The sequence below is a fragment of the Rhodococcus sp. C26F genome, from assembly GCF_053345925.1.
In genome coordinates, this window is the sequence record NZ_JBKFBA010000010.1 from 94,691 (window position 1) to 112,071 (window position 17,381).

General features: G+C 68.3%; 15 protein-coding genes. 8 read left to right on the top strand and 7 right to left on the bottom strand.

Features of this window, described 5'->3' with window-relative positions:
• The first annotated feature begins 20 nt into the window (after window positions 1-20).
• Both ACLBYD_RS13830 and ACLBYD_RS13835 read left to right on the top strand, forming a co-directional pair.
• Complete coding sequence (locus ACLBYD_RS13830; protein ID WP_447816890.1) at window positions 21-1,247, top strand: acyl-CoA dehydrogenase family protein; 1,227 nt, start codon at window positions 21-23, stop codon at window positions 1,245-1,247.
• Window positions 1,248-1,414: 167 nt separating this feature from the next.
• Window positions 1,415-2,167 carry a TetR/AcrR family transcriptional regulator gene (locus tag ACLBYD_RS13835; RefSeq protein ID WP_447816891.1) on the top strand — a complete coding sequence of 251 codons (753 nt, stop codon included), beginning with the start codon at window positions 1,415-1,417 and terminating at the stop codon, window positions 2,165-2,167.
• 3 nt (window positions 2,168-2,170) lie between these two features.
• Here the strand turns inward: ACLBYD_RS13835 and ACLBYD_RS13840 are convergent, their stop codons facing one another.
• Both ACLBYD_RS13840 and ACLBYD_RS13845 read right to left on the bottom strand, forming a co-directional pair.
• On the bottom strand, window positions 2,171-2,983 hold the full coding sequence (locus ACLBYD_RS13840; RefSeq protein ID WP_447816892.1) for an alpha/beta fold hydrolase: 813 nt from the start codon (window positions 2,981-2,983) through the stop codon (window positions 2,171-2,173).
• Window positions 2,984-3,015: 32 nt separating this feature from the next.
• Window positions 3,016-4,551, bottom strand: a complete 1,536-nt coding sequence (locus ACLBYD_RS13845) for an ABC-F family ATP-binding cassette domain-containing protein (protein ID WP_447816893.1) — start codon at window positions 4,549-4,551, stop codon at window positions 3,016-3,018.
• A 192-nt stretch (window positions 4,552-4,743) separates the two neighbouring features.
• On the opposite strand from ACLBYD_RS13845, the gene ACLBYD_RS13850 reads away from it, so the two are divergent.
• The 3 genes from ACLBYD_RS13850 to ACLBYD_RS13860 all read left to right on the top strand — a co-directional run bounded on the left by ACLBYD_RS13850 (window position 4,744) and on the right by ACLBYD_RS13860 (window position 9,106).
• Entirely contained in the window at window positions 4,744-6,513 is a 1,770-nt protein-coding gene (locus ACLBYD_RS13850; protein WP_447816894.1) for a penicillin-binding transpeptidase domain-containing protein, read from the top strand.
• Window positions 6,514-6,591: 78 nt separating this feature from the next.
• The gene (locus tag ACLBYD_RS13855; protein WP_447816895.1) at window positions 6,592-8,268 is read left to right on the top strand and encodes an NTF2-like N-terminal transpeptidase domain-containing protein; all 1,677 of its coding nucleotides are present in this window, start codon (window positions 6,592-6,594) and stop codon (window positions 8,266-8,268) included.
• Window positions 8,269-8,368: 100 nt separating this feature from the next.
• Window positions 8,369-9,106 (top strand): sulfite exporter TauE/SafE family protein, encoded by a 738-nt coding sequence (locus ACLBYD_RS13860; protein WP_447816896.1) that lies wholly within the window; start codon window positions 8,369-8,371, stop codon window positions 9,104-9,106.
• A gap of 34 nt (window positions 9,107-9,140) precedes the next feature.
• On the opposite strand, the gene ACLBYD_RS13865 is transcribed toward ACLBYD_RS13860, so the two are convergent.
• The 5 genes from ACLBYD_RS13865 to ACLBYD_RS13885 all read right to left on the bottom strand — a co-directional run bounded on the left by ACLBYD_RS13865 (window position 9,141) and on the right by ACLBYD_RS13885 (window position 14,616).
• Window positions 9,141-10,613, bottom strand: a complete 1,473-nt coding sequence (locus tag ACLBYD_RS13865) for a peptide MFS transporter (RefSeq protein ID WP_447816897.1) — start codon at window positions 10,611-10,613, stop codon at window positions 9,141-9,143.
• A 129-nt stretch (window positions 10,614-10,742) separates the two neighbouring features.
• Window positions 10,743-11,123, bottom strand: coding sequence for a DUF3054 domain-containing protein (locus ACLBYD_RS13870; RefSeq protein WP_271038068.1), 381 nt, complete (start codon window positions 11,121-11,123; stop codon window positions 10,743-10,745).
• Window positions 11,124-11,257: 134 nt separating this feature from the next.
• Window positions 11,258-11,812, bottom strand: coding sequence for a YceI family protein (locus ACLBYD_RS13875; RefSeq protein WP_447816898.1), 555 nt, complete (start codon window positions 11,810-11,812; stop codon window positions 11,258-11,260).
• 89 nt (window positions 11,813-11,901) lie between these two features.
• Entirely contained in the window at window positions 11,902-13,023 is a 1,122-nt protein-coding gene (locus tag ACLBYD_RS13880) for a lysylphosphatidylglycerol synthase transmembrane domain-containing protein (protein ID WP_447816899.1), read from the bottom strand.
• An 84-nt stretch (window positions 13,024-13,107) separates the two neighbouring features.
• Window positions 13,108-14,616: an adenylate/guanylate cyclase domain-containing protein gene (locus ACLBYD_RS13885; protein WP_447816930.1), complete on the bottom strand. Its 1,509-nt coding sequence runs from the start codon at window positions 14,614-14,616 to the stop codon at window positions 13,108-13,110.
• 174 nt (window positions 14,617-14,790) lie between these two features.
• On the opposite strand from ACLBYD_RS13885, the gene macS reads away from it, so the two are divergent.
• From macS to ACLBYD_RS13900, 3 genes are all read left to right on the top strand, one after another.
• A complete protein-coding gene (macS, locus tag ACLBYD_RS13890) occupies window positions 14,791-15,930 on the top strand; it encodes a MacS family sensor histidine kinase (protein ID WP_447816900.1) in 1,140 nt (379 codons plus the stop codon).
• 63 nt (window positions 15,931-15,993) lie between these two features.
• Window positions 15,994-16,620, top strand: coding sequence for a response regulator (locus ACLBYD_RS13895; protein WP_060650815.1), 627 nt, complete (start codon window positions 15,994-15,996; stop codon window positions 16,618-16,620).
• 63 nt (window positions 16,621-16,683) lie between these two features.
• Window positions 16,684-17,358: a DUF1707 SHOCT-like domain-containing protein gene (locus ACLBYD_RS13900; protein WP_447816901.1), complete on the top strand. Its 675-nt coding sequence runs from the start codon at window positions 16,684-16,686 to the stop codon at window positions 17,356-17,358.
• The last annotated feature ends 23 nt before the right edge of the window (window positions 17,359-17,381 follow it).

Genomic DNA, 17,381 nt, shown 5'->3' on the forward strand with positions numbered 1-17,381 from the left:
ACCTGTTCTATGTTCGGTGCATGTACGAGTGGTCCGACACAGACCTCATGTTCCGCGACGCACTTCGCGGATTCATCGAGAAGGAAATCCGTCCGCACGTCGACAGTCTCGAGTCGGGAGAATTGCCGCCGTACGACATCATCCGGAAGTTGTACGCGACTTTCGGCATCGACGAGATGGCCCGCGAGTCGCTCGAACGTGCCCTCGCGAAAGAGGAACGCGGAGAGAAGCCTTCGGGATCGTCCGGGGGTACCGGCGGGTCGCCGGGGATGGCGGCGTTGCTCAACATCGAGATCGCCGGGGTGAGTCTCGGGCTCATCGCCTCGCTGGGCGTCAGCCTGGGCCTGACGGCGGGCACGATCCGCAGCCGCGGCACCCTCGCGCAGAAGAAGCGGTGGCTGCCCGAGCTGGTGACCTTCGAGAAAGTCGGTGCGTGGGCGATCACCGAACCCGATTCGGGTTCCGATGCGTTCGGCGGGATGAAGACGACGGTGCGCCGCGACGGGGAGGACTACATCCTCAACGGGCAGAAGACCTTCATCACCAACGGCCCGTACGCCGACGTGATCATCGTGTACGCGAAGCTCGACGAGGGGGATCCTTCGGTGGATCGCCGCGACCGCAAGGTGCTCGCATTCGTGCTGGACAAGGGCATGGAGGGGCTCACCCAGAGCCCACCGTTCAAGAAGATGGGCATGAACTCCTCGCCGACGGGCGAGTTGTTCTTCGACAACGTGCGCCTGACCCGCGACCGGCTGCTCGGGGAGACCGAGGACGGCGGTCGCAGCGACGGCAAGGACAGTGCGCGCGAATCCTTCGCCACCGAACGGATCGGCATCGCCTATCTGTCCCTGGGCATCATCGAGCAGTGCCTGAAGCTGTGCACCGAGTACGCGAAGTCCCGGAAGCTGTGGGGCAAGGAGATCGCCGAGTTTCAGTTGATCCAGCTCAAGCTCGCCGAGATGGAGATCGCGCGGGTGAACGTCCGCAACATGGTCTTCAGTGCGATCGAGCGCGCGCAGGCGGGGAAACCGGTGAGCCTGTCGGAGGCGTCGGCGATGAAGCTGTACTCGTCGCGGGCGGCGACCGAGGTGGCGATGGAGGCCGTGCAGCTGTTCGGAGGAAACGGATACATGGCCGAATATCGCGTCGAACAACTCGCCCGGGATGCGAAATCGTTGATGATCTACGCCGGTAGTAACGAAATTCAAGTAACACATATCGCGAAGGGATTGCTCGCACAGTAAGCCCTGCATACAGCCGCTCTAAATTCGCAAAAGGGACAATTTCCAGAGGGGGGGATGACAATTCCCCCGCTGTGTCGACTATTGTTCGCCATGAGAAAAGTTATGCCGGTCACCGACGAGGGGAGTGACCGGTCCGGAGGGGAATCCGAGCGGAAATCGGGGGAGCGATGTACGCGGAACGAAGGGACGGCGAAAAGCCGTCGGTCACGACGGACGGCAGGAGCGCTCGCGCAGAGCGCACCCGGCAGGCCGTCATAGAGGCTCATATCGCGCTCATCAGGGCGGGAGAGCTCAAACCCACAGGGGCGCAGATCGCCTCGCGGGCCGGGGTGTCCCTGCGATCGTTGTGGGGACACTTCGGCGACCTCGAGACGTTGTTCGCCGCCACCGGCGCCGAACTGATGCGGCGCCAGGACGACGCCTACGAGCCGATCGATCCGTCGCTGCCGCTCGACGACCGGATCGACGCCTACTGCAGGCAGCGGGCGGAGATGCTCGAATACATCGCGCCGTTCGCGCGGTCGTCCGAGATCCGCGCGCCGTTCTCGCGCGAGTTGCAGCGCAACCGCGTGCGTTATCTCGACCGGGCGCGATACGAGATCAGGGCGTTGTTCTCCGACCAGTTCGAGGGCGTCGACGGCACCGTCCGCACCCACATCGAGAACCTGCTGGGTGTGTCGACGACCTGGCCCACCTGGGTGTCGCTGCGGGACGTACTGCGCTTGCCGGTGCCCGAGGCCGTCGAGGTCATGAAGCGGTCGGTGTCGGCGCTGCTCGCGGAGGCATCCGGAGCCGGCCGGCAGCAGGCGGTGGCCCGTGCTGCGCAGGAGAAGGCCGTGGTCGCACCGCACCGGAGGGCGCAGCAGTCCCGGCCGGTGCCGGCGATGACACCGCGGGAACAGGTCGTCGTCCCGGCCTGAGCATCAGAGCGTGTCGGTCGGTTTCCGACCGGCGCGTGCCGAGAGAAAGGTCTCGACCGCAGGCAGTGCGGCCGAGACCGTCTCGGCATGGTCCACCCCGCGCAGGATCGCGAGTCGCGCACCGGGGACGGTGCGCGACAACGCGCGGGTGTCCTCCACACGTAGGCGGTCGTCCGATCCGACGACGGCGAGCACGGGCACGTCGATGCCGGCGAGGGTCTCGTCGCCGATTCCCGGTTCCCGATCCGACCGGCAGAAATAGGCGGCGAGAGCCTGCGCGTCGTTCTTCAGGAAGGCCGACCGCGTCGCGGGATCGACCGGCGTGCGACGCCTCTTCTCCCAGGCACGGACGAAACCGTCCATGCCCTCGCGCTCGAGCACGTCGACGGTGCCGGGGAAGAACATCGCGTCCATCGACCCCTGCTGGGGGCGTGCGCTCCCGCCGAGCAGGGTCAGGCTCGCCAGCCGCTCCGGAGCGGCGACGGCGAGCGCGAGTCCCGCACGGGCGCCGAACGAATAGCCGACGTAGTGCACCCGGTCGGCTCCCACCGCGTCCAGGACGGCGAGCAGATCCCCGACGATCGCGTCCATCGCATACGCGTCCTCGTCGTGCGGGGTGTCGCTACGGCCGTGTCCACGCAGATCGGGCATGACCAGGCGGAAATCCCCGCCGAGCGCCTTCACGTACCCGAAGGCCCGCCACACCGCCGACGACAGGGCACTGCCGTGGACCAGCAGCACGACCGGTGCCCCCTCGGGGCCTGCCGTGGTGAACCGGATCCGGGTGCCGTCGGCGGGATTCGTCGCGTGGCTCATCCCAGCAGTATCTCCGAACATCTCCGAACGGCTCATCTTTCGAGTTCGACCGACCGATCCACCATCACCTCCTCGAGGAATCGTTCGTCGTGCGAGACCACCACGAGCGCACCGTTGTAGGCACGCAGGGCCTGGATCAGGTGCGCGAGACCGGCCAGGTCGAGGTTGTTGGTGGGCTCGTCCAACAGCAGCAACTGCGGAGCGGGATCGGCCGCGAGCACGATCGCGAGCGCGGCCCGCAGTCGTTCCCCGCCCGACAGTGCTCCCACGGCGACCTCGGCGTGACGGCCGCGGAACAGGAAGCGGGCCAGACGTGCCCGCACCTGCTGCGGAGTCAGGTGCGGCGCCCGATCCTCGGCGTTCTCCACGATCGAACGATCGTCGTCGAAGATGTCGAGGCGCTGCGGGAGCAACGCGAAGGGAACATGGGGTTCCGCTTCGACGATGCGATGCAGCAGGGTCGTCTTCCCCGACCCGTTGGGCCCGCGCAGCGCGATCCGTTCCGGCCCGACGATCTCGAGCGGGGCGTCCGCCACCCGCCGGCCGGGCGGAACCGCGGTCCCGGGCAGGTCGATGCGGATCTCCGGATCGTCGCGCACCGCGTCCTTCGCGCGGTCCAGGTTCTCCCGTGCCGTGGTCAGATCCTCCTCGTGCTCGCGGCGGAAACGCCCGGCGGATTCCTGCGCCTGCCGTTTGCGCGCTCCCATGACGATCTTGGGTTCGCGCTTCTGCTCGTACATCTTCTGCCCGTAGCGTTGCCGTCGGGCGATCGTGACGTGCGCCGCCGCCAGTTCGCGTGCCTGGCGTCGCACGTCGTTGCGGGCGTCCCGCACCGCTGCCCGCGCCGCCTCCTGTTCCTCCGCGACGATCCGTTCGTACTCGCCGAATCCGCCGCCGAACAGGCGCAACGCGCCGTTGCGCAGTTCGGCGATCGAGTCCGTGCGGTCGAGCAGTTCCCGGTCGTGCCCGGCGACGAGCACCGTGCCGGGGAATCGGTCGAGCGCATCCTGCAGGCGCGCACGACCGTCGGCGTCGAGATTGTTCGTCGGCTCGTCGAGCAGCAGCACGTCGGGCTCGTCGAGCAGGCGTGCGGTGAAGGCGAGCAGCACGGTCTCCCCGCCGGAGAGCTGCCCGACGGTGCGATCGAAATCCCCGGCGTCGTGCAGGATCCGGTCGAGGCCGACGCGGTGCATGAGCGCGAGGGCGCGGTCCTCGATGTCCCAGCGGTCGGCGACGACCTCGAAGTCCCGATCGTCGAACGATCCGGATTCGATGCGGCGCAGCGATTTCCGGATCTCTCCGATGCCGAGGACGGAATCGACCGGCACCGTCGGATCGAGGGTCACGTCCTGAGGGAGGTAGGCGACCCGTCCGCGCACCGTCGACGAACCGGAGGTCGGGCGGAGTTCACCCGCGATGAGCCGGAGCAGGGTGGTCTTCCCACTTCCGTTGCGGCCCACCAGGCCGATCCGCCCGGCCGGGACGACGGCATCGAGATCCTGCACGGCGACGGTGCCGTCCGGATGGACGTAGGAGAGTGCGGACAGCGTGATACCGGATGAAGACATGATGGCTCCCGAAGGGTGAGGGTCGGTTGCGCGAGTGCGCGGGGACGGGACCTCTCACAGGAGCAACGGACTTCTCCGATCGACGGGTACGGGATGCGAACATCATGGTGATACCGCACCGTCCGGGATGCAACCGAATATTTCACCCCGACTCCTACCTGCGGTAACAGGCACGGGCTCGAAAGTGCAGGCATGATCGGGACCGTGCGGATCCGACTGATTGGTATGGGTGTCGCGGCAGCCACGGTGCTGTCGCTGTCGGCGTGTGCGACCGGCCCCGATCAGCCCGAGACGATCGCGGAGGAGTTCGCTGCCGCTCTCGACGCCGGCGACGTCTCCGGCGCGGCGGCGTTGACCACCGATCCGGTGGCAGCGGAGTCCGCGATCGACGCCCTCTTCGCCGGGCTCGGCCACGACGATCCCACCGTGAGTGTCGCGGGGACGGGCGACGGCGACACCTTCGACCTCGACGTGACGTGGACCTTCGGGGAGGGCCGCGACTGGTCGTACCGCACCACCGGCAGCGCGACGGAGGACCCGGAGGCCGACGCGTGGCGGGTCCGCTGGGATCCCACGGTGCTGTCGCCGGAACTGGCGGGCGGCGCGTCGCTGGAGTACCTGACCATCGTCGGCGCCCCGCCGACGATCTTCGACCGGGCCGGGCAGCCGCTCATGGGGGAGCAGGTCGTCACCGTCGTGAACCTCGATGCCACCGCCGCTCCCGCCGCGGTCGCTCCCGTGCTGGCCACGGTCGTCCCGACCATCACGGCGGAGAGCCTCGCCGAGCAGGTCGCGGCGGCCGCCGGCGGTACTGCGGGTGTGATCACGTTGCGTGAGGAGGACCTCGCGCCGATCGAGGATCGCCTTGCCGCGCTGCCCGGCGTGACGCTCGTGCCGCAGACCCGTCTGCTCACCACCGAGCGCGATCTCGCCTCGCCCGTGTGGTCCGGTCTCGCCGAACTCTGGCAGGAGGGGCAGGACGCCTCGGCCGGCTGGGTGATCCGGCGGGTCGCGGCGGACGGCACGACGAGCCAGGTCGCCGGCGAAGCGGGACCGGAGGCACCCGACCTGACCACCACGATCGACCTCGACCTGCAGCGACGGGCCGAGGAGGTCCTCGCGGGTTTCGACACGCCCGCCGTGATCGTCGGGATCGAACCCTCGACGGGCGCGATCCGCACGATGGCCCAGAACGACGCGGCCGACGCCGAGGGGCCGATCGCCGCGACCGGTCTCTACCCGCCGGGATCGACGTTCAAGGTGGTGACGACCGCGGCGGCGCTCGATGCCGGGCTCGCCGAACCCGACACCGTGCTGCCGTGCCCTGGCGTTGCCTCGATCGGTTCGCGCACGATCCCCAACGACGAGAACTTCGATCTCGGCCCGGTGCCGCTGCACACCGCGTTCGCGTTCTCGTGCAATACGACGATGGGGCAGCTCGCTCTGGACCTGCCGCCCGACGCCCTGCGCGCCACTGCGGAACGCTTCGGTATCGGCATCGATTACGTCACGCCCGGTCTCGTCACGGTCACGGGTGACGTGCCGGTCGCCGACACCGATGCTGCCCGCGTGGAGGCAGCGATCGGACAGGGGCAGGTGACGGCGTCGCCGTTCGGGATGGCGCTGGTCGCAGCCTCGGCGGCGAACGGCCGCACGCCGGTTCCGACGATCGTGGAGGGGCAGCCGGCGACCGCGGATCGGGAGGCCGAACCGATGCCCGAGAACGTGCTCGCGGCACTGCGAGAGATGATGCGCGAGACTGTGATCGAGGGTACAGCCGGCACGTTGCGCGACATTCCCGATCTGGCGGGGAAGACGGGGACGGCGGAGTACGGTGACAACGTCGGGGCGCACGGCTGGTTTATCGGATCACAGGATAATCTTGCCTTTGCGGTGTTCGTGTCGGGGGCGGACGGCTCGGCCCCTGCCGTCGAGGCGGCGGGGCGATGGCTGAGGGGGTAGGACGCGTGGCGCAATTGTGATGTGTTCGTGCACAACGCGTGCTGGTATCTCGTGTGACTGAAGTGAAGGTTGTTACATATGAGATTTCGTGATTGGCGGGGGAAGTGGGGGCGCATCGTCGCGCTGGCCGTGTGCCTCGTCGTGGCTGTCGTCGCTCTGACGACGGTTGTGTTCTCGGATTCTCGAAGCGAGGCGCAACGCCTCGTCGACGACTTCGTTGCCGCCCTCGACGATCGTGATGCGGGCGCAGCGGCGGCCCTGACCTCCTACCCGAACGCGGCGGAGGAAACGATCTCGCAGATGTACGACGGTCTGTCCGACGGCACCGTCGACTACGACGTCACCCAGCTGGTCGAACTCAACGACGACTCGGGATACTTCACGCTCTCCGCCGGCTGGAATTTCGGTGAGGGCAAGGACTGGTCCTATCAGGTCACCGGTTCGGTGCGGAAACTCGCCGTCGGCTGGCGTGTGTCCTGGGACCCGGAGGTCGTCGTCCCCGACCTGTCCGGCGGACGCACCGTCCACCACGTGCGCACCGACGCCGCGCCGCCGAAGATCTTCGACCGCACGGGCCGCCTCCTCATGGAGGAACAGACCATCAACGCCGTGGTGCTCGACCCGGCGGCGATGCCCGACCCCGTCGACACCACCACTCGTCTCGCGGCGGTTCTCGAGCCGGTCGCGCCCGTCATCACCGCCCAGCTGATGCAGGAGCGGATGGCGGAGAACCCCGGAAACCGGATCACCGCGGTCAAGCTCCGCGACCAGGACTACCAGTTCCTCGAGGACGGCATCGTGTCGATCCCCGGGGTCGAGGTGCTCACGACACCCACCCTGATCAGCGCCGATCGGCGGATCTCCACGCCGCTGCTCGACTCGCTGCGCTCGGCCTGGCAGCTCGAACGCGACCGGACGGCAGGCTGGGCGGTCACCCTCGAGGATCCCGAGGAGGGCCCGATCCAGGTGGCGGGCTTCCAGGGCCCGCCGCCTCCGGACCTGCAGGCGACCGTCGACTCCCAGGTGCAGCTCGCCGCGAAGGAAGCGGTCGTCACCGCAGGTACCCCGGCCGCGGTGGTCGCCATCCAGCCCTCGACCGGTGGCATCCTCGCCGCCGACGTCAACAACTGGGCCATGGAACTCGGTCCCGTCATCACCCACGGTCTCTACCCGGCCGGCGGCGTTCTCGATCCGGTCCGGCTCGCGGCCGGCCTCGAGCGCGGCGTCGATCCGAACGACGTGGGATCCGATGACGTCGCCTCGACCGCCCGTCGCCTCGGCCTCGGCGTCGACTACGACGTGCCGGGCTTCGAGTTCGAGACCTCGCAGATCGGGCACAACCGCTCCGGAGTGGTCCAGTTCGCTGGATCGGACTCCGACGAGAACCTGATCACGCCGCTCGGCGCCGCGGTGCTGGCAGCTTCGGTCGCACGGGGCAGTGCCGCCGTCCCGACGATCGTGCAGGGCCAGGAGACGGTCGTCCACGACGCCCCCGAGGCGCTGCCCGGCTCGGTGATCGACGCCCTGCGCGGCATGATGACCGACAACGTGCAGAACGGCCCGGCGTCCTTCCTCCGCGGACACGCCGGCCTCGCGGGTATCGCCGCAGCGAGCGGCAAGGACCGCTGGTTCTTCGGCTACACCGGCGACCTGGCCTTCGCGGTCTTCGTCGCCGATGCCGACGGCGGCGACCGCGCGATCAAGATGGCCGACACCTTCCTGCGCAAGCTCGGAGAACCCCTGCTCGGGGAGTGACCGCCGGAGGTCGGTCGATGGCGCACTGACCGCGAGGCCGGTCGATGGCGCACTGATCCGCCGGGGGCCGGTCCACGGTGGACGGGTACGTTGAGCGATCGTGACCGTCCTCGACCTGGCACTGCTCGTGGTTGCCGGATTCTTCGCGGGTGTCGTCGGGTTCGTCACCGGCCTGGCGTCGATCGTCTCGTATCCGGCGTTGCTCGCCGTCGGCCTCCCGCCGGTCGCGGCGAACGTCACCAACACCGTTGCGATGGTCGGTGTCGGTGTCGGGGCGTTGACGAACTCGACGCGGGAGGTCGTCGACACCGGCCCCCGCGTGTGGTGGTGGACGCTCTACGCCGCGCTCGGCGGTGTGGTGGGGGCGGCCGTCCTGCTCGTCGCCCCGCCCGACTCGTTCGAAGCGATCGTTCCGGGATTCGTCGCGCTCGCCGCTCTCGCGCTGCTGCTCCAGCCACGCATCCGCACTCTGGCCGGCGGCCGCGACCTGCCGCGGGTGTTCTCCGTGGCGGTCTTCGTCGTCGCGGTCTACGGCGGATACTTCGGTGCCGGCGCCGGCGTCGTCTTCTACGCGCTGGTGCTGATCTGCACGTCCGAGCAGATTTGGCGCGCGAGCATCCTCAAGAGCTACCTGCTCGGCGTCGCCAACCTGGTCGCGGCGATCGGGTTCGCCGTCTTCGGACCCGTGCACTGGGGTGCGGCGGCCGCGATGGCCGTCGGCGCGTTCGCCGGTGGCTACTGCGGTCCGCCGCTCGTGCGGCGCATACCCCCGAACCTGCTGCGCGTGGGTGTCGCGCTTGCAGGGTTCGGGTTGGCGGTATGGCTCGCTCTCCGCTGAGCGGTGTCTCTGTGCAGCGCTCTGTGCAGCGGTGTCACTGCACGCCGTGCATGAGCTTCTTGATGCGCGGCGCGAACAGGGCCAGCACGACGCCCACTGCGATCGACGCTCCACCGATCCACAGGTAGTACGGCACCTCGTTGTTCTCGTCGTAGAACCCGGCAAGGGTGCCGGCCATGGCCGTGCCGCATGCGACGGACAGGTAGAACAACGCGACCATCTGGGTGTGGAAGTTCTTCGGTGCGAGCTTCGTCGACAGCGACAGTCCGACGGGGGACAGGAACAGCTCGGCGAAGGTGAACAGCAGCAGGATGAAGACCAGTCCGAGCAGCGGAGCGCTGTTGGGGCCGCCACCGGCCATGGGGATGAAGCACAGGAAGGCGATACCCATGATGATCGTGCCCGCGGCGAACTTGATGGGCGACGAGGGCTGACGCGGTCCGAGTTTGGTCCACACGGCGGCGAAGACACCCGCGAACAGGATGATGAAGACCGGGTTGATCGACTGCACCCAGGACGGCGGGAACTCCCACCCGAACAGATCGCGGTCCAGGCGTGTGTCGGCGTAGACGGCGACCATCGTGAACTGCTGCTGGAAGAGCGACCAGAACACCGCGCTCGCGATGAACATCGGGATGAACGACAGCACCCGGCTGCGCTCGACCGGCGTGATCTGCTTGCTCGACAGCATGATGACGAAGTAGGTGATCGTCGCGATGATGGTCAGGGCGACGACGATGTCGGACATGTTGCTCGTCGTGACGAGGCCGGTCAGCGCGGCGACCGCGATGAGGACCACGGCGACCAGACCGATCCCGGCGGCTTTCGTGCGCGTCTCGGCGGGAAGCGGATGCGGCGGCACCTTGCCGATGTCGCCGAGATGCTTGCGGTAGATCGTGTACTGCAGCAGGCCGAGGAACATGCCGACCGCGGCGAGACCGAAGCCCCAGTGGAAGCCGTAGCGCGTCTGCAGGAAGCCGGTGAGCAGCGGGCCGACGAGCGCGCCGATATTCACGCCCATGTAGAAGATGGAGAAACCGGCGTCGCGTCGGGGGTCCTGCTCGTCGTAGAGATCGCCGACGATCGACGTCGCCGTGGCCTTCAGACCACCGCTACCGAACGCGACCAGCACCAGGCCGACACCGACTCCGACGAAACCGGGCAGCACCGCGAGCGCGATGTGGCCGAACATGATGAGCACGGCGCTGTAGAACAGGGTCCGTTCGGAACCCAGCAGCCGGTCGGCGATCCACGCCCCGAGAATCGTCGACAGGTAGACCGTGCCGCCGTAGGCGCCGACGATGGAGGTCGCGGCCCCCTGGCTGATCCCCAACCCGCCCTCGGATGCCGAGTAGTACAGGTAGTAGATCAGAATGCCCTGCATGCCGTAGAAGGAGAATCGCTCCCACATCTCGACACCGAACAGGTTGGCCAGGGGTAGTGGCTGACCGAAGAACCGATGGTCGGATCGCGACCCGGTCAGAGTAGGTGGTTCCAGCGTGGACATGATCTCCACTGTTCCACCGCACGGGGCGCGAGCGCGAAAAATTCGCGTATCCCGCGGTCGCAGATCACACTTCGCGTGCGAGTGTGAGAGCTGCGACCGGAGGGTCGGTACTGGTCGACCTCGGCGAGGTCAGTGAGCGTCGACCTTGCGGCGCTGGAGCAGTCCGACGACCACGCGCCAGCCCACCAGGAACAGGCCCAGGAAGATCGTCGCGACGATGATGAAGGCGGTCGCGGTGCCCTGACCGGTGACGGCCCGCAGCAGCATCCCCACGACGAGGGTGCTCACCCACACGAGCAGTCCGGTGGGAACGGCCGCGAAGGCGTCGAACTTGTCGCGGTAGAGCCACGCGGTGAAGAACCATCCGACGGTGAGGCCGCCGAGGAACGGCCACGCCGTTCCTGCGAGCCCCACGAGATCGAGCACTTCGTCGTGACTGGAACGACCGAGCACGGCGAATACGACGACGAGAACGACGTCGATCGCCAACGCCGGGATGTACTTCTTCACGGGTCCAGAGTAGCGGCGGCGCGGGGCGCGTCGGAATCTCCGGCGCGTGCTCTCGAGCACGATCCGGGCCGGTAGAGCGGGTGGAACGCGACAGCGCCCCTGCCGGAGCAGGGGCGCTGTCTGTGCGAGAGAGGTCAGGCCTGCAGACCGGCCTCGATCTCGAGGGTGATGGTGATCTTGTCGCCGACGACGGCTCCGCCGCCTTCGAGCGGCATCTCGATGCTGATGCCGAAATCCTTGCGGTTGATAACGGTGGTGGCCTCGAAGCCGGCGACCGGGCCCTGGCCCATGCCGGGGTTGACGCCGTTGAACTCGAGCTTCAGGTCGACCGGGCGGGTGACGCCGTGGAGCGTGAAGTCGCCCGTGACGATGTAGTCGTCACCGTCGGCACGCACGTCGGTCGAGGTGAAGGTGGCGACGGGGAACTGCTCGGCGTCGAAGAAGTCGGCGGAGCGGACGTGCGCGTCGCGGTCGGCGTTCTTGGTGTTGATCGACTTGACGTCGATCTCGGCGTTCACCGATGCGGTGCCGTCCTCGGCGACGGTGATGGCGCCGGAGAAGTTCTCGAAGGTGCCGCGAACCTTGCTGACGACGAGGTGCCGGACGGTGAAGCCCACGTTCGAGTGGACGGGGTCGATGGCCCAGGTGCCGGTGGTCAGGCCGGGGAAGGTGGTGGTGGCGGTGGTCATGGTGGTCCTCCTCGATGATTAAACTTTCAACTGCTTGCCGACAACCATGCCACCAAATAGTTGCTTGCGCAACTACATTGTGAGGCGGATCACGCCGGCTCGGGATTCTCGACCGGACGACGCCGCCGCTCCAGGGCGCTGCGCTCGTGTTCTGCGCGCTCGGCGATCGGATCGATCTCGTCGGGTCCGTTGCCCCGGTACATCGCGGCGACGGTGGCCCAGCCGGTCAGGGCCACGAACGCGAAGCTCACCATCCGGTACACGAAGACCGCTGCCAGCGACTGCGACGCGCTCAGCCCGGCAGCGGTGAGCGTCGCGATGAGGGTGCCGTCCACGAATCCGAGGCCGCCCGGCGCGAGCGGCACGCTGCCCACGGCCTTCGCTGCCGCGAACGCGATGAACAACCCCGCCACCGACGGGGAGCCGCCGACGGCCCAGCACGCCAGTCCGAGGCACGCGACATCGGCTGCACGGTGCACGGCCGACCACGCCACCGCGGCCACACCGTCGCGACGCGCGAGTTCGACGGACTCGAGCTGCGCGAGGGTGCGTTCGAAGACGTCGAAGCCGGTGTCCCTCGGCTTCCTCGTGATGCGGTTGACCCGATGGAGCACCCACGTGCCCGCCGCTTCGATCGACGTGGGGTTCTTCGCGACGTACCGCAGGCCGAAGATCAACGCGATCGCGCCCGCGAGCGACAACACGAGAGTGACGGGGCTGATCCGGCTGCCCACCGCGAACGCGCCGATCATGCCCACCGACGCCAGGGTCACGGCCGCGATGACGCCGGAGACTGCGAGTTGCCACGAGGCGACCACGGGGGTCGCACCCCACTTGCGGGTCTGCTTGTAGGTGAAGGCCGTGGAGAAGACCGGTCCTGCGGGCAGGGTCACCGCCATCGCCGTGCTGCCGTAGATCACCGACGCCGACCGCCAGTGCCCGACGCGGACCCCGCCGGCGCGGAGCAGTCGCTGCTGCACTCCCGCGAAGCCGCTGAGGGAGATCATCTGCGCCAGCACGGCCGCCGCGAACCAGCCCCAGTGCATCTCCGTGACCGCGCGCCACGAGTCGCTCATCGTCGGCCACAGGTAGATCGCCTCGACCGTCAGCAGGGCCACGAGGGCGATCGCCGATACCCACTTGATCCACCGGAACGAGCCCCGACGCGGCGTGGCGTCGGGGCATGGAGGATCGTCGTGCGGCTGCGCCACGCTGTTCACCGTAACCGACCGTCGGGTCACGAAGAGGGCGCTATGGCCGTTCCGCGTCGTTCGCGGGTGTCGCGGGACGGGCCGTCACTCGTCCGTCGAAGGGTTCGATTCGTCCGTCCCGTTCGCGTCTCCGGGGGCTCCGGGATAGCGAACCGGCCATGCGAGATGGGTCATCCGCCGCCGGCCGCGCAGCTGCACCTCGTCGCCGAGTTCCCAGTGGCTGCGCTCCTCGTCGTCCGCGAAGTACAACGCGCTCGACGACGCGAGAACCCTGCTCGGACGCAGTTTCGCGAGCTCGGTCAGGCGCGAGGCCTCGTTGACCGGGTCGCCGATCACCGTGTACTCGAAGCGCTCCGCCGCGCCGATGTTGCCGGCCACCGCGAGTCCCGCCGACACGCCGATCCCGACATCGAGTCCGGTGATCTCGTCCAGAGCGAAACGCAGTTCGCGGGCCGCCGCGAGCGCCGCCGTGGGGGCGTCGGGCCGGTCGAGGGGAGCGCCGAAGATCACCAATGCCGCGTCGCCCATGAACTTGTTGACGAAGCCGTGATGGTGGTCGACCACCTCGACGACGACACGGAAGAACTCGTTGAGCAGCTCGACGACCTCGCTCGGCGGGCGCTCGGCGGCCGTCGCCGTCGAACCCACCATGTCGACGAACAGCACCGCGACGTAGCGCGTCTCACCGCCGAGTTCGGTGCCGTACTGCAGGGCCCGGCGCGCGACGTCCTCGCCGACGTGCTGACCGAACAACTCCCGCAGACGCCGGCGTTCGTCGGACTCGGCCATCATGCGGTTGAAGCCGACCTGCAGGCGTCCGATCTCGCTGCCGTCGAACACCTCGACCTGCACTCCCGAGGCACCGCGCTGCACGCGTTCGATCGCCCAGCGCAACTGCTTGATCGGGTCGGAGATCTGCGCCGACGTCAGCAGCGACAACACGAGCGCGAGACCGATCGACGCCACGGCGAGCGCGAGCACGGACAGGGCGAGTGCGTCGGCGTCGAAGTCGGTGTTGGCGCTCAACTGCGTCACGCACAGCAGCACGATCCCGGCGACCGGCATGAGCGTGCCCAGGCCCCAGGTCATGGCCAGGCGCGTGCCGACGCCGGGAGCCATCGTCCGGTCGAAGTTTCCCTCGCTCAGCGCCCGCGCGGCGACCGGCCGCAGGATGCGTTCACCGAGCATGTAGGTGAAACCGAAAGTGCTGGTCGCGGCCATCGCGACGGTGACCGAGACCGCCACCGCGAGCGACGGCATCTCCTCGGCGGTGAGGAAGACGAAGAGCACGCCGCCGAGCAGCCACAGGCCGAGGTGCACGATCGCCTGTCGCAACGGGGCGTGCAGGGCCGCCATCTGTTCGGCCCGGGTGGGCGGGCCGCCACGGAGCTGCCACCGGACGACCGAGCGCAGCGTGATCGCCGCGGCACCGAGGCTCACGATGCCGGCGAAGACCAGGTACACCGCGAAGACCGCGAAGTTGCGGACCCGATCCGCGATGATGGCGTCGGTCTCGGCGATGGGGATGCCGTACCGGACGAAGGCGAACACGAGCATCGCACCGAACAGGTTCGACGCGCCCATGGAGACCATGTAGAGCGGCCAACGACTCCGCAAGGTAGCGGCGACAGCTCGGTACGACCTCAGCACGACTTCAAATCAAACCACTGTGCGGACGGTCACAGGATGGGGCGGTCACCGTTGGAGGCGCGGAGTGGTTGGATTCACTCGCCCCACCTACTGTGACGAAAGGTGCGAAACGTACACATGAGGCCGTCTCCGACCGGTCCCGATGCGGATGCGCCCCTGTGGCGGGCCGCCCAGGTCTTCCGGCTCGTGACCGTCGCATATGCGGTGGGATCGCAGTTCTCGACCGTTGTGAACTACACCCGTCCGGGCCTGTCGTGGTTCTTCGTCGGGGTGCTCGTGACATGGTCGCTCGTCTCGGCGGTGTTGCTCTCCCGCGAGGCACGATTGCGGCGCACGGTCACCGTGGTGGACCAGATCCTCGCCGTCGCGTTGATGGCGGCGACCCGGCTGGTCGCCGACCACGACTGGTACAGCAACCACCAGACCATGCCCACCACGCTGTGGGTCGCCAACGCCGTGCTGTCGGCCGCGATCCTCGGCGGTCCGCTCACGGGCATCGGCTCGGCGCTGCTGATGTCCGTCGTCAGCGCGGTGGTGCGCGATCAGATCAACTTGGACCTGTGGCGCGACGCGACGGCGCCGGTGCTCGTCGCGTGCGGTGTGGCGATGGGTTTCGCCACCACCACCGCGCGCAGTGCGCACCGGCAACTCGAGCAGGCCGTGCGCGTGGCAGCGGCCACCGAGGAACGGGACCGGCTCGCCCGGCAGGTGCACGACGGCGTGCTGCAGGTGCTCGCGCTCGTGCAGCGGCGCGGACTCGAGCTGGGCGGTGATGCGACGGAACTCGCCGAGTTGGCCCGCGAACAGGAGACCGCGCTGCGGCAGCTGATCTCCGAACAGGACACCGACGTCGACCGCGGCGGTGAGCATGCCGACCTCACCGCCCTCGTCCGAGCCCGGGCCGGGACCGGTGCGACGGTGTCCGCGCCCGCCGACCCGATCATGATCCCGCGGGATCGAGCGGAGGAACTCGCGGCGCTCACGACAGCGGCGCTGTCGAACACGCAACTGCACGCCGGCGCCGGTGCCGCCGCCTACATCCTCCTCGAGGATCTCGGCGACGAGATCGTACTCAGCATCCGGGACGACGGCGTCGGGATCGAACCGGGCAGACTCGACGAAGCTCGCGAACAGGGACGCATGGGGGTGTCCAAGTCGATCGTCGGGCGAGCGGAATGGCTCGGCGGCGTCGCACTGCTCGACAGCGACGTAGGCGAAGGAACCGAATGGGAGATCCGGGTACCGAAGGGGGAATGAGTGGCCGAGATCAGCGCGGAAACACACGAGAACACCACAGAGGAACGCAGCACCGTCAGCGTGATGGTGGTCGACGACCACCCGATCTGGCGCAACGCCGTCGGACGTGACCTCGAAGAGGCCGGGTTCACCGTCGTCGCCGAGGCCGACGGTGTCGCGAGCGCCGCGCGCCGTGCCGCCGTCGTCCGCCCCGACGTCGTGCTCATGGACATGGCGATGCCCGACGGCACCGGCACCGAGGCGACCCGCGCGGTCCTCGAGGTCTCCCCGGACAGCCGGGTGCTGGTCCTGTCGGCGTCCTCCGAACGCGACGACGTCCTCGGCGCGGTCAAGGCGGGCGCGTCCGGCTATCTCGTGAAGAGCGCCTCGGTGCACGAACTCGTCGACGCCGTTCTCGCGACCGCGCGGGGACAGGCCGTCTTCACCCCCGGACTGGCCGGGCTCGTGCTCGGCGAGTACCGCCGGATGTCGAACGACGTCGCCGACCGGAGACCCCCACCGACCCTGACCGGCCGGGAGACCGAAGTGTTGCGTCTCGTCGCGAAAGGGTTGTCGGCGAAACAGATCGCAGCGCGACTGACGCTCAGCCACCGCACGGTGGAGAACCACGTCCAAGCGACGCTACGCAAACTGCAGCTCGCCAACCGCGTCGAACTCACCCGCTACGTCATCGAACAGGGCCTCGAATAGCGCCCCGCACAGTGGCCCCGACGACTTCGGAGGCATACCGTTCGTCCCGTTAAGCTCGGGGGCATGGAATCGAAGGATCTGCGGGTGTCGGACGCCGAGCGCGAGCACGTCGGCGAACTTCTGCAGCGGGCGGTCGGGCAGGGAATGCTCTCGCTCGGGGAGTTCACCGAACGGATGGACACCGTCCTCGCGGCCAAGACCCGAGGCGACCTGAACCAGGTGCTCGTCGACCTGCCCGGTATCCAGATCCGGCCCGAGTTCCAGGAACAGAATCTGCCGGGCATGTCGCAGGCGCACTATCCGGCGCCGAGTGCGGCCGGCTACCCGGCGCCGAGTGCAGCTGCTTTCCCCGCGACCGGCCAGGGCGCTCCTCTCGTGATCAAGGGCCGCGTCTCCGGCATCGAACGCAAGGGTCGCTGGCACGTGCCGCCCGCCATCGTTCTCGACACCGTCGCGTCCTCCGTGACCCTCGACTTCACCGAAGCGGTGATGCAGACGCAGGTCGTGCGGATCGACGTGAGCGACTACCTCAGCTCGATCAACATCGTGCTCCCCGCCGAGGCCACGGCCGACGTCAACGGCGTCGAGAACGTCGCGTCGAGCGTGTCGTCGAAGGTGCGCGGCGGAGCGCCGTACGGACCGCTGCACGTCGTGGTGACAGGCAAGGTCCGCGGCGGGAGCTTCAACGTCACCCATCCGCTGTCCACGCGGCTGCGGAAGTTCTTCAACGGCAGCTGACCCCGGAAACACCCGAGGCGACC

Coding starts and splice junctions, on each gene's coding strand:
- ACLBYD_RS13840 (WP_447816892.1), bottom strand. CDS start 2,983: ATGAGCCACGCGACGAATCCCGCCGACGGCACCCGGATCCGGTTCACC.
- ACLBYD_RS13855 (WP_447816895.1), top strand. CDS start 6,592: ATGAGATTTCGTGATTGGCGGGGGAAGTGGGGGCGCATCGTCGCGCTG.
- ACLBYD_RS13830 (WP_447816890.1), top strand. CDS start 21: ATGTACGAGTGGTCCGACACAGACCTCATGTTCCGCGACGCACTTCGC.
- ACLBYD_RS13850 (WP_447816894.1), top strand. CDS start 4,744: ATGATCGGGACCGTGCGGATCCGACTGATTGGTATGGGTGTCGCGGCA.
- ACLBYD_RS13895 (WP_060650815.1), top strand. CDS start 15,994: ATGGTGGTCGACGACCACCCGATCTGGCGCAACGCCGTCGGACGTGAC.
- ACLBYD_RS13835 (WP_447816891.1), top strand. CDS start 1,415: ATGTACGCGGAACGAAGGGACGGCGAAAAGCCGTCGGTCACGACGGAC.
- macS (WP_447816900.1), top strand. CDS start 14,791: ATGAGGCCGTCTCCGACCGGTCCCGATGCGGATGCGCCCCTGTGGCGG.
- ACLBYD_RS13885 (WP_447816930.1), bottom strand. CDS start 14,616: ATGGTCTCCATGGGCGCGTCGAACCTGTTCGGTGCGATGCTCGTGTTC.
- ACLBYD_RS13875 (WP_447816898.1), bottom strand. CDS start 11,812: ATGACCACCGCCACCACCACCTTCCCCGGCCTGACCACCGGCACCTGG.
- ACLBYD_RS13900 (WP_447816901.1), top strand. CDS start 16,684: ATGGAATCGAAGGATCTGCGGGTGTCGGACGCCGAGCGCGAGCACGTC.
- ACLBYD_RS13845 (WP_447816893.1), bottom strand. CDS start 4,551: ATGTCTTCATCCGGTATCACGCTGTCCGCACTCTCCTACGTCCATCCG.
- ACLBYD_RS13865 (WP_447816897.1), bottom strand. CDS start 10,613: ATGTCCACGCTGGAACCACCTACTCTGACCGGGTCGCGATCCGACCAT.